This window comes from Cryptosporangium minutisporangium (assembly GCF_039536245.1).
GTDB lineage: Bacteria > Actinomycetota > Actinomycetes > Mycobacteriales > Cryptosporangiaceae > Cryptosporangium > Cryptosporangium minutisporangium.
On record NZ_BAAAYN010000050.1, the window covers coordinates 40,398 to 52,127 of the forward strand.

The 11,730-nt window shown below is 73.0% G+C and carries 11 protein-coding genes; 5 read left to right on the forward strand and 6 right to left on the reverse strand.

What is annotated here, in order from left to right; genetic code table 11:
• Positions 1-2 precede the first annotated feature (2 nt).
• Both ABEB28_RS35145 and ABEB28_RS35150 read right to left on the reverse strand, forming a co-directional pair.
• The gene (locus ABEB28_RS35145; RefSeq protein ID WP_345732590.1) at positions 3-1,106 is read right to left on the reverse strand and encodes a peptidoglycan recognition protein family protein; all 1,104 of its coding nucleotides are present in this window, start codon (positions 1,104-1,106) and stop codon (positions 3-5) included.
• A gap of 85 nt (positions 1,107-1,191) precedes the next feature.
• Entirely contained in the window at positions 1,192-2,382 is a 1,191-nt protein-coding gene (locus ABEB28_RS35150) for a hypothetical protein (protein WP_345732591.1), read from the reverse strand.
• 255 nt (positions 2,383-2,637) lie between these two features.
• Here ABEB28_RS35150 and ABEB28_RS35155 point away from each other — a divergent pair, with 255 nt between their 5' ends.
• Entirely contained in the window at positions 2,638-4,077 is a 1,440-nt protein-coding gene (locus ABEB28_RS35155) for an aldehyde dehydrogenase family protein (RefSeq protein ID WP_345732592.1), read from the forward strand.
• Here ABEB28_RS35155 and ABEB28_RS35160 read toward each other — a convergent pair.
• The 4 genes from ABEB28_RS35160 to ABEB28_RS35175 form a co-directional block, all read right to left on the reverse strand.
• The gene (locus tag ABEB28_RS35160; RefSeq protein ID WP_345732593.1) at positions 4,034-5,629 is read right to left on the reverse strand and encodes an FAD-dependent oxidoreductase; all 1,596 of its coding nucleotides are present in this window, start codon (positions 5,627-5,629) and stop codon (positions 4,034-4,036) included. The genes ABEB28_RS35155 and ABEB28_RS35160 overlap by 44 nt on opposite strands.
• Before the next feature lie 69 nt (positions 5,630-5,698).
• Positions 5,699-6,079 (reverse strand): DUF1330 domain-containing protein, encoded by a 381-nt coding sequence (locus tag ABEB28_RS35165; RefSeq protein WP_345732594.1) that lies wholly within the window; start codon positions 6,077-6,079, stop codon positions 5,699-5,701.
• A 93-nt stretch (positions 6,080-6,172) separates the two neighbouring features.
• A complete protein-coding gene (locus ABEB28_RS35170; RefSeq protein ID WP_345732595.1) occupies positions 6,173-7,627 on the reverse strand; it encodes an alpha/beta hydrolase domain-containing protein in 1,455 nt (484 codons plus the stop codon).
• Positions 7,628-7,672: 45 nt separating this feature from the next.
• Positions 7,673-8,170: a winged helix-turn-helix transcriptional regulator gene (locus tag ABEB28_RS35175; protein ID WP_345732596.1), complete on the reverse strand. Its 498-nt coding sequence runs from the start codon at positions 8,168-8,170 to the stop codon at positions 7,673-7,675.
• Positions 8,171-8,268: 98 nt separating this feature from the next.
• Between ABEB28_RS35175 and ABEB28_RS35180 the strand changes: the two genes are divergently transcribed.
• From ABEB28_RS35180 to ABEB28_RS35195, 4 genes are all read left to right on the forward strand, one after another.
• Complete coding sequence (locus ABEB28_RS35180; protein WP_345732602.1) at positions 8,269-9,687, forward strand: MFS transporter; 1,419 nt, start codon at positions 8,269-8,271, stop codon at positions 9,685-9,687.
• Positions 9,688-9,741: 54 nt separating this feature from the next.
• Complete coding sequence (locus tag ABEB28_RS35185) at positions 9,742-10,626, forward strand: alpha/beta fold hydrolase (protein ID WP_345732597.1); 885 nt, start codon at positions 9,742-9,744, stop codon at positions 10,624-10,626.
• A gap of 171 nt (positions 10,627-10,797) precedes the next feature.
• Positions 10,798-10,923, forward strand: a complete 126-nt coding sequence (locus ABEB28_RS35190; RefSeq protein ID WP_345732598.1) for a hypothetical protein — start codon at positions 10,798-10,800, stop codon at positions 10,921-10,923.
• 163 nt (positions 10,924-11,086) lie between these two features.
• Positions 11,087-11,730, forward strand: a 644-nt coding sequence (locus ABEB28_RS35195; protein WP_345732599.1) for a cellulase family glycosylhydrolase, incomplete at its 3' end; no start/stop codon positions are given.

The following is an 11,730-nucleotide window of genomic DNA, read 5'->3' on the forward strand; positions in this document are numbered from 1 at the left end:
GGTCAGCCCAGTAGGTCGGCCACGTCCTGCCGCACGCCGGCCAGCTGCGGGTAGAACAGGTCACCAGGGCAGAGGGTGGCGAGCCAGTCGCGGTGCCCCGGGATCGTCGGCACCGTCCTGGTCGCGCCGCTGATCGGGTTGACGTAGTTCGTCGTGCCCAGCGGGTCGAGGCCGCCGAGCGCCACGACGGCCGCCAGCACGTAGACGAGCGACTGCCGCGCGGCTGCGGTCGGCTGCCTGCTGGTGAAGTCGCCGAGCAGGACGATGCCGACGTTTCCGGCGTTGAAGCCTCCGACGTGTGCCGCGTTGTTCATCTGCGGCCGGCGGTCCGGGCCGAGCGGGCCGCCGTAGATCGGCACCCGGTCGCTCCCCGACCAGCGCCCCTCGTAGACCCGGCCGGCCTCGTCGATCGCCAGGTGATACCCGAAGTCGCCGAAGTTCCGGGTGATGGTCTGGTCGTAGTAGATGGCCCGCATCGTCGCGGCCGGGTCGGGGTCGTCGTTGATGCCGGCGGAGTGGTGCACGGTGACGGTCTGGACCGGGAAGTAGGCGGCCGGGAACCGCTCGGTCCCGTCCGCGGTGAACCGGAGCGATTCGTCCGCACCCCAGGCGGCGCGGCTCAGGTACGGCCGGCCGATCCTCCGGGTGGAGAGCGTGAGCGACGAGCCGGTCGCGGCGGCGGTGGTCCGGGTCGGCCCGTCGACGGTGTTCAGCTCGGTCACGGTTCCGGCGCCGGGCAGCGTCACCTCGTAGCCGATGCCGCCGGGCACGGTCAGGAGCGCGCGCCGCCCGGTGTCCCCGCCGACGTCACGGCCGCCGTCGCAGCCGTGCAGCGGCCGCCAGTCGCTCCAGCCGGACGGGGTGCGCAGCCGGACCGCGGCGCCCTCCGGCGCGCCGGTCCAGCCCACGGCGAGGTGGGTGAGCGGGAACGTCGACTCGTCGACCCTTCCGCGCGCGTTCACCGCCACCCGGCGGGCGAGCGTGTCCGGGATCGGGCTCCCGGCCCCGGCGGGCGGTGCGGCCAGGCTGGCGGTCGCCGAGCCGACGACGGGTAAGCCGGCCAGCACTCCGGCGGCGGCGGTCAGAACGGTGCGACGGGACGGCATCGCTTCCCTTTCACGGTATGACTACGACATGGGTGTCTACTCCGGACACCCACTCAACAGGACGTGTCAAACTCCCCAGTGGTACCTACCGCACCGTCCACCGCACCGCGTGCCGCTGACCACCGGGCGTCGTCACGGAGCCGACGACCTGACCGGCGTTGTTGACGTCCCGGGCGAGGCTCGTGTTGCCGCCGGGTGCCCCGAGATCGACCATCCGTCCGCCGCTCCACAGGAACGCGTGCTGGGCACCGGAGCGCGTCGTGCTGTACCCGACGACCTGACCCCGGTCGTTGACGGCGGTCGGCGTGCTGCTCGTGCCGCCCAGCGTGCCCAGATCGATCATCCGGCCGGCCCGCCACAGGAACGCGTGCGTCTCGCCGGTGGCGGTGGTGCTCGTGCCGATCACGTCGCCGGTCCGCGAGACGGCCCGGCCGGTGTCGGCCGGGCGGCTCGTGGTGCCGCCGAGCGTGCCCAGCTCGACGGTGCGACCACCGACCCAGATCACCGCGACCCGCGGCACGAACACCGGGACGCCGGTCGACAGGCTGGTGGTGCCGAGCGCGCCGACGACCGCGCCGAGCGGCCCGACGTCGTAGGCCACGCCCGCCTGCCCCGCTGGTACCGGGAGCCGCGTCGCGGTGCCGTCGGCGGACACCACCGCAGGCACGTGGTTGAAGCCGTTCTCGACGGTGCCGCTGAACGCACCGGCGACCCGGCCGTCGGCTCCGATCCCGTACCCGCTCTGCAGGCCGGTCGGCGTGCTGCTGCCATCCGGGTGGCAGACCACCGCGGTGAACCGGCGCGGCCCGGCCACCGCGGTCACCAGCGCGTCGCCGCGCTCGTTCAGGTCGGCGACTCCGAGCGGGAACGCACCGGAGACCCCGCACGAACCGTCGGGCTGCCACCGCAGGATCACCCGGCTGGTGAGGTCGGCCGAGCTCGCGGAGCCGACCACCTGACCGGCGTCGGTGATCCGGGAGGCCCCGGCCGCCGGGTGGTCGGGCGTCCCCGGCAGTTCGGTGTAGCCGGTGCTGGGCCAGCGCAGCGCGCGGGACACGCCGTCGACCTCGGCCGACCCGACCGCGACACCCGCGTTGTTGATGTCGGAGACCTCGGAGCTCGTCGCGCCCGCCGGCACCGGCAGCCGGGTGGCGGTGACGGTCGGTGCCGCGACCGCGGTGGCGGCCGGTGCGATCAGGGTGACCGCGAGGACCGCGCACGCGGCTCCGGTCCCCACACGAGCCGGACCACGCTTCGGACGACGCAGGAGCAGCACCGGTGACCTCCTCGGGAGCACTGGAGTGGCGAGTGTGCCAGCGCCGCTCCACGAAGGACAGCCGTAGCGACCATCCAAACCGGTTCAGAAGTGGCGAACCGACGCGCCCGTCGCCGCCGCACGGGATCGATTCCGGAGGCGCAGGCGGTTCCGGGAACCGCGGTCGTCGCCGAAGATCGCGGTGAGCGACCTGTCCGGCCGACCCCCACCGTGGCCGGGCGTCCGGACCCAGCCCAGCGTGGAGCAGGAGCCGATATGTCCACCCCTGTCGATCACCTCAGTTCTCTCCGCACCCTGACGATCGACGGCGCGGCCGTCGAGACCGCGGACCGGTTCCCGGTCGTCAACCCGGCGACCGGCGAGCCGTTCGCCACCGCACCCGCGATCGCACCGGCCCAACTGGACAGTGCGGTCCGCGCCGCCGACGCCGCGTTCGGCAGCTGGCGCCGCGACGAGGACGCACGGCGGGCGGCGCTGCTGGCTGCCGCGGACGCCGTCGACGCGGCCGCAGGCGACCTGGCCGCGATCCTCACCGCGGAGCAGGGCAAGCCGCTGCGGGACGCGGCCACCGAGTGCTTCCTGGTCTCGCTCTGGCTGCGCTACTACGCCGGCCTCGAGCTGCCCCCGGAGATCGTCCGGGACGACGAGAAGGGCTACGCCGAGGTCCATCGCCGGCCGGTGGGTGTCGTCGCGGCGATCACCCCGTGGAACTTCCCGCTGACGCTCGCCATGTGGAAGATCGCCCCGGCGCTGCGAGCCGGGAACACCGTCGTGATCAAGCCGTCCCCGTTCACCCCGCTCGCGACGCTCGCCCTCGGTGAGACGCTGCGCGACGTGCTGCCGCCCGGCGTCCTGAACGTCGTCTCCGGGCCGGATCCGCTCGGCGCGTCGCTCACCACCCACCCGCTGGTCCGCAAGATCAGCTTCACCGGCTCCACGGCGACCGGGAAGAAGGTCGCGGCCGCGGCGGCCGACGACCTCAAGCGGGTCACGCTCGAGCTCGGCGGGAACGACCCGGCGATCGTCCTGCCCGACGCTCCGATCGCCGAGATCGCCGACACGCTGTTCTGGAGCGCGTTCATCAACAACGGCCAGACGTGCCTGGCCGCCAAGCGGGTCTACGTCCACGAGAGCAGGCACGACGAACTGGTCGACGCGCTCGCCGCGATCGCCCGCGACGTCCAGGTCGACGAGGGCACGGCCGAGGGCGCCCAGCTCGGACCGGTCAACAACGCGCCGCAGTTCGAGCGGGTCACCGGGCTGGTGCGGGACGCCGTCGACCGCGGCGCGCGGGTCGCCGCCGGCGGCGACCGGATCGATCGGCCCGGCTACTTCTTCCAGCCCACGATCCTGTCCGGGGTCTCCGACGGCCTGGCGATCGTGGACGAGGAGCAGTTCGGTCCCGCGCTCCCGGTCATCCCCTACCAGGACCTCGAGGACGCGATTGCCCGCGCCAACCGCACCACGTACGGGCTCACCGCGTCGGTGTGGTCGGCCGACCCGGAGCGGGCCGCGATCGTCGCCGCCGAGATCGACGCCGGCCAGGTCACCGTGAACGCCCACGGCAGCGCGGTCACCCCGGACCTGCCGTTCGGCGGCCACAAGCACAGCGGCATCGGCGTCGAGAACGGCCCGTGGGGTCTCTACGGGTTCACCGAGATCCAGGTGCTCGCCGGTCCTCCCCGCCGACGCTGAGCGCAGGCGGACCCGGGAGCCGGTCGGCGGTTCCCGGGTCACCGCCGTCGGTCGCGGCGCACAGGTGCCGGACCGCCAGCGACGCGAAGACCATCGCGGTGCCGAGCGGCACGCCGGGCGCCGGGTAGACCGGCCCCATCACGCTCGCGGTGGTGTTGCCGGTCGCGTAGAGCCCGTCGATCGCGGTGCCGTCGGCCCGGAGCACCTGTCCGTTCGCGTCGGTGACCAGGCCCCCCTTGGTGCCGAGATCGGAGAGGACGAAACGGGCCGCGTAGTACGGCGGCGCGTCGAGCGGAGTGAGCGAGCGGGTCTCGCCGGCGAAGAACCCGTCGTACTCGTCGGCACCACGGCCGAAGTCCTCGTCGACGCCCGCGGCCGCGAAGCCGTTGAACCGGTCGACGGTCGCGGTGAGCCGCGCCGGATCCACCCCGATCGCGGCGGCGAGCGCGGGCACCGTGGCGGCCCGCACCCAGGTGCCTGCCGCGAGGTGGGCCTCCGGGTCGCCCTCCGGCATCGCGATCGCCGGCAGGCGTCCGCCCTCCCGCGAATCGAAGACGAACCAGGACGGGATCCGCTCCGGCGCGGCCGCCATCTGCCGGCCGAACCGGTCGTAGGGCAGGCACTCGTTGGCGTAGCGGCTCCCGGTCGTGTCGACGATCAGCCCGCCGCGGACGCCGAGCGCGAACGAGCCCCGGCCGTCGGGCTGCACCGGTCCGGGGCAGAACCAGCCCTGGTCGAGCAGGTCGGTGGCGGCGCCGATCGCCTCGGCAGCGCGGATCGGCTCGCCGGTGTTGGTGCCGCTCGGTGCCATCGTCCAGGCCGCCCGGCCGGGCACGCCGTGCTGATCGCGCTGCACCTGGTCGCCCTCGAAACCGCCGGACGCGAGCAGCACGCCCCGACGCGCCCGCAGCTCGACGGGCCCGGCGGCGGTCTCGGCCCGGACACCGGCCACCCGGTCGCCGTCGGTCAGCAGCGCGGTGACCCGGTGTCCGGTGCGCACCGTGCCGCCGTCCCGGACGATCATCGCGAGCAGCCGGCCGATCAGCGCCTGTCCCCCGGTCAGCGTCCGGCGTCCGGCCGTACCGGCCCGGTCCGACTCGACCGGCGGCCGGACGAGCCCCGCGACCTCGACGGGCAGTGCATCCCGGCGGATCTTCACGGGTTGGATCGAGCGGCCACCCGGAACGCGTCCGGGCGCGTCGAAGTACTCGGGGAACGGCAGCCACTCGAACGCGAACCCGTCGTCGGCCTCCAGGGCGTCGACCAGCTCGGGTGCGTGGCCGAGGAACGCCTCGACCTTGTCCTTCGCACGGCCGTCGAGCAGTGCCTCCAGGTACCGACGCGCGGACTCGGTGGAGTCCGGGTTACCGGCCCGCTGCTGCACCGCGCTGCCGGGTAGCCAGCACGCGCCACCGGAGTACGCGGAGGTGCCGCCGAGCAGGTCGGTCTTCTCCACCACGGCCACCGAGAGCCCGGCTTTGGCGGCGAGGTGTGCTGCGGTCAGCGCGCCGCCGCCGGAGCCCACCACGATCACGTCGAACACGTCGGTCACACGACCACCCCAAATCTGAAACGTGTTCTAGTTACCCTCCCATCGCGGCCCGCTACGGCGCAAGGAAACTCAGGACGCGCCGGCCGCCGTCCACGGACGCGTCGGCTGCAGCACGGCCTCCGTCAACGCCTCGGTACGCCAGCGCGTTACCTGCTGGTACTCCGGGTCGGCGACCATCGCGCTGAACGCCCGGCGGCTCGGGTACCGCACCAGGAGCACGGCGTCCCACTCCTGCCCGTCCTCGGCGACCAGCGCGGTGTCGCCGTCACCGGCGTAGAGGACCTGCGCGCCGTAGCGCTCCAGGAACGTCCCGCGGAGCGCCTCGGTGTACCGCGCGTAGGACTCCCGGCCACCCTCGGCGAACCGCAGCAGGTTGAGCATGACCACCGGCTCCTCCGGGTCGCCGGCCAGGAACGCCTTCAGGTCACTGCCGCGTGGGTCGACGGCCATGAATGTCTCCTCCCGCTCGGTGCCTCGTCCGACGCACCCTACTGACCACCGGCGCGCTGGTCCGGCGGTTTCCTAACAGTGTTCGGAGGCTCGTCAGGCTCGAGCGGCGCCGCCTCCGGCCCGGTCGCCCGGGTAGGACGCCGCGGCCACCGCGACGATCTCGTCCTCGTCCTCGGCCAGCAGGAATCCCCGGTCGATCGCCTCCCGGGTGCTGCGCGCGAACGCGGCCAGGTACTCGTCGTGGCCACCGGGGTAGCGGGCGGCGAGCACGTCGGCGGCGAACGGCCAGGTGGAGCCGAAGAGCACCGCGCCGCCGCCGGAGGCCTCCTGCCCCAGCCCGGACAGCACCGCGGTCGGCACGTCGACCCACGGCGTGCGGACGCCCCCGCGGGCCAGACCGGCGGCGTCCAGCTCCAGTGGGTGGGCGCGATCCGCACCGTCGGAGTCGGCGGCGCGGAGCGTCAGGCGGGGGGCCACGGCCGGCGCCGTGCCGGAGCGGACCCAGCGGTCCAGGGCGGCGACCGCCGCCTGCGCGACGTAGTGGTGCTGCGGACCGGAATTGATCGGAGCCGCGAACTCGGGCCCGAACGGGTTACGGGTCGGCGCCAGCAGCGCCGCCAGTTCGGCGGCGCCGAGCGCCCCGGAGTCCCCGAAGGCGGCGCGGATCGTATAGGTGTCCGCGTGCGCGGCCCCGGCGATCTCCCACAGCCGGAACCGGTCGGCGTCCGGCTGCCGGGACCCGGCCGACTGCAGGACGCCGACCACGTCGGTCTCGGTCTGCAGGACCAGCACCGGCGCCGGTCCGTCGGTCCGGATCCGCACCGCGCCCGAGCGGACGCCGTCCCAGCCGGTGAGCGACGCGGGGTTCCCCGGCCGCCCGTGGATCAGGTACCCGTCGAACACACCGGATCGCGGCGCCACCGCGTTGACGTAGGTGACCAGGTAGGACGCCGACTGCGACGCACCGGCGGCCAGCACCCGCGCGCCCGGGAACAGCCCGTCCCGCACCGCGCGCCCCGCGGACGTGAAGACGTCGAACGCGAACGGGTCGCCGGGGTGGTCCAGCTCGCCGTAGCGGTCCGGGTCGGTCTGCTTCAGCGGCGGCAGCATCGGTGACCAGCCGCTGTCCGCGCCGGTTCCGTTGCGTGCGAGCGAGAACGTGCCCTGCCCGTCGACGCCCTCCCGCTGGGCGGACACGCCCACCCAGGCGAAGCCCTCGCGGACGAGGTGCCGGTGGGTGGTCAGCCACTCGGCGGCCACGTCCGCGCCGGACGAGACGTTCAGCCACTCGACCAGCACGGTGCCGGTGAACCGGTCCGGGTCGGACGGACGGTAGACGACGATCCGGGTGCGGAACGGCGCCGACCGGGACTCGCGAACCGACCACCGCCCGTCGGCGTCCGCGCTCCCGGCCGGTTCGTACGCCGTCGCCTGGCCCGCGAGCACGTACTCCTCCTGCCGGTAGCCGACGTCGTCCAGCGGGAACGACGTCGTGATCAGCGACACCCGGCCGGCATTCGGACCCAGTAACTCCGCCACGGTTTCCATCCGGCGATGGTGCGCAGCCCGCGCCGCGCCCGTCAACGAGTTGTGTCAGCCGCGCGCGCCGGTGAGGACCTCGTGGGCGATCGCGTCCCGCTCCGCCGCCCGCCGGTCAGCGTCCAGACGGTCGACGGCCTCCCGCCGGTCGTAGGCGACCCGGGCCGCCGCGATCTGGTCGGTGTTCGCCTCGGTCCACGTCACCAGCGCCTGGATCGTGGCGTGCAGGGTGACGCCGAGCGGCGTCAGCGCGTAGTCGACGCGCGGCGGCACGCTCGGGTAGACGGTGCGGCTGACCAGCCCGTCGCGCTCCAGATGGCGCAGCGTGCGGGCGAGCATCCGCTGGCTGATCCCGTCGATCTCCCGCCGCAGCTCGGTGAAGCGGAGGCTCCGCCGATCCAGCAGCGCGATGACGAGCAGCGACCACTTGTCGGCGATGCGATCGAGGATCTGCCGGACCTCGCAGCCCGCCCGGGCGTCCCACTGCGAGACGTCGTAACCGGTGTCGGTATCCGAGCAGTAACCAGGGGTCTCAGAAGTTCCGTCTTCCATGCCTACCGAGCCTGCCTGACGATTCCCACGGTTACAAGAAGGAACCAACTCACGAAACGGAACTAGAGGAGATCGTCGTGGCGACATCGAGCGGCCGCATGGACGGCCGGTCGTTGAGTGTGTTGTTCGTGCTGTGCGGAGCGATCTTCCTGGAGGGCATCGACGTCGCGATGCTGAACGTGGCCCTGCCGGCGATCCGCACGGATCTGGGCCTCTCGACCGGGGCGTTGAGCGGTCTGGTGAGCGCCTACGTCCTCGGCTACGGCGGCTTCATGCTGCTCGGCGGCCGGGCCGCCGACCTACTGGGCAGGCGCCGGATGTTCCTCACCTGGCTCGTGGTCTTCCTGGTCTTCTCCGGGCTCGGCGGAGTGGCGACCGAGGGCTGGATGCTGCTCACCGCCCGGTTCGTCACCGGCGTCGCCGCCGCGTTCCTCGCCCCCGCCGGGCTGGCGCTGGTCACCGCAGCATTCCCGGACGGGCCGCTGCGCACCCGGGCGCTCGGCATCTACGCCGGAATCGCTGCCGGCGGTTACACCCTCGGCCTGGTCGCCGGCGGCCTGCTGGTGACGATCGGCTGGCGCTGGGTCTTCTTCGCGCCGGTGATCCTCGCGGCCGTCCTCCTGCTGGCGGCGCTCGTGCTGGTGAAGGACGACGAGGAGCAGCGCGCTCCCCGCACCGGCCGGTTCGACCTGGCCGGCGCGCTGAGCATCACCGGTGCGATGCTGCTGCTGGCCTACGCCGTGGTCCGCCTCGAGCACGGCACCGCGGGACTGGCCACCACGGTGCTCGTCGGCGCCGGGGGTCTGCTGCTGCTCGGCGTCTTCGTGGCCGTGGAGCGTCGGGCGGCCGACCCGCTCGTCCGGCTGGAGATCCTGCGCAACGCCGCGCTGGCGCGCACGAACCTCACCGCGCTGCTCTTCATCGGCGCGTTCGCCGGGTTCCAGTTCCTCGTCACGCTCTACCTGCAGGAGATCCGGGGATGGAGCCCGCTGGAGACCGGTCTGGCGATGCTCGTGGTCGGGCTCGACACGGTGCTGGCCCCGACGCTGACACCGTGGCTGGTCGGCCGGTTCGGCAACACCCGCGTCCTGTTCGCGGGCCTGGCCACCGCGGCGCTCTCCTACCTGCTGTTCCTCCCGGTCGCACCGGACTGGACCTACGCGGCGATGCTGCCGAGCTTCGTGCTGGTCGGCATGGCGTTCGCCTTGGCCTACGGGCCGCTGACGATGGCGTCCACCGCCGAGGTCGACGAGCGCGAGCACGGCCTGGCCGGCGGCCTGCTCTACACCGCGATCCAGTTCGGCACCGCGCTGGGCATCTCCGGCGTGACCGCGGTCAGCGTCGTCGCGGGCGGGGCAGGTCGGATCACGCTGGACGGCATCCGCACCGCTCTGCTGCTCCCCATCGCCGCCGTGCTCGTCGCCGCCCTGGTGACGGCGTTCAGCCTGCGCCGCCGCGTCAGCACGCCACCGAACGCGCCCGACGCGCCGGAGCCGCAAGCCGTGGCGTCGGCCTGACCACGAGGTCCGCGGACGCCGGCCCGGCGTCCGCGGACCGGAGAGAATGGACTCATGACACCTGGCTCGATCAGCCACCGGACCGTCGACGTCGGTGGCATCCGGACGTTCTACCGGGAGGCGGGCGCGGCCGACGCGCCCGTCGTCCTGCTCCCGCACGGTTACCCGTCCTCGTCGTTCCAGTACCGCCACTTGCTGCCGCTCCTCGCGGACCGCTGGCGGCTGGTAGCGCCGGACTACCCCGGGTTCGGCTACAGCGAGACACCCGATCCGGAGCGGTTCGCCTACACGTTCGACGGCTACGCCCGCTTCCTCCGGGAGTTCACCGACCAGCTGGGCCTCGAGCGTTACGTCATCTACCTGCAGGATTACGGGTCCCAATTCGGGCTGCGGCTGGCGATGGCCGCTCCGGACCGGGTCGCAGGCCTGGTTCTCCAGAACGGGGACATCTACGAAGACCAGCACGGTCCCAAGTACGCCCCGCTCGAGGAGTACTGGCACGACCCCACGCCGGAGGGCCGGGACCGCATCGCCGCAGCCGTGACCGAGGAGGGCTTCCGCGGCGAGTTCGTCGGCGAGGTGCCGGACCACCTGGCCGATCGGATCAGCCCGGACCTGTGGCGCCTGTCCTGGTCCGGGGTCGAGCGCGAGCCGCACCGCCGCGACCGCCTCGTCGACCTGCTCACCGATCAGGGCAGCACGGTGCCGTGGTTCGCCCGGCAGCAGGAGTACCTGCGCACCCACCGGCCGCCCACCCTCGTCGTCTGGGGAGTGCACGACGGGTACATGCCCGCCGGCGCCGCACGCGCCTACCTGCGCGACCTGCCCGACGCCGAGCTGCACCTGCTCGACGGCGGGCACTGGCTGCTCGAGACCCACCTGGCCGAGGTCGCGTCGCTGATGCGGGGCTTCCTGGCCCGGGTGCATCCGCCGAGCTGAGCCGATCGGTGGGTGCCGGGCGCCGTGGCGCGAGCCGGGCAACTCCTGGAGTGTCCGCAGCTGAACGGTCGGGCCGTTCCCGCGGAGATCGTGCCGACGCCGCCCCGGTCGCACGCTAGTGGCACACCGGAACGAGCCGGTACGACCAACTACCTCAGGAGGCTGACCGAGATGAGCGACTACGACTACGGCTACAAGCACGACTACGACTACAACGACTGCTACAAGCCGCGGCGTCGGCGGCGTCACCACAAGAAGCGCTACGACCACTGCTGGGACTACAACTACGGCTGCTGAGTCCCCGCACAACGCATCGGGCCCGGAGTGCACACCGCACTCCGGGCCCTTCGCCGTACCGGGCGGGATCCGGACGGGAGCGCCCGGCGGCCCGGTCGACGCGCACCCCAGCCGCACCCGGGGCGCACCGCCCCGGGCAGCCGTGGCTGCCGACGTTCCGTTCGTGAGCAACACGAGGAACGAGACGCGGACGATCAATCGCCGGAAGCTGCTGAGCACCGCGGCGGTCGCGGTACCCGCCGTAGCCGGAGCGGCGTGGCTGGGCACTGCGCTGGACGACCATCCCCGGCCGGTCTCCGGCTCCGCGGAGGAAGTCGGCGTGTCTCAGGCGCTGGTCGTTCCGGCCACCAACCCGGCACCCCCGGTCGTCGGCGCGCAGTTCCACGGCACGTGGGAGATGTACTGGAACGGCCTGACGCCGAACTCGATGTTCCACAAGCACCTCGACACGCTCGCCGCCCAGGGCATCCAGATGATCCGTTGCGACGTCGGCTGGTCGTCGGCGCAGCCCACGAACGCGGCTCCGAGCACGAGCCAGTGGTACCACCAGCGCCTGTCGATCGTGATCGACGCGGTCCGCGCGCGGGGCATGCAGATCTTCCTCACCGTGCACCAGTCGCCTGCCTGGTCGCGCCCGAACACCGGCAGCGACGTGAAGCAGTACCCGACCGACCCGAACGCGATCAAGCCGTGGCTGACGTTCCTGGCCCGGACCTACGGTGCGAAGATCGCCGCGATCGAGGTCTGGAACGAGCCGAACCTCGGGGAGTTCGTCGGCATCGCGGACGCCTACCAGCGCGCGGTGAA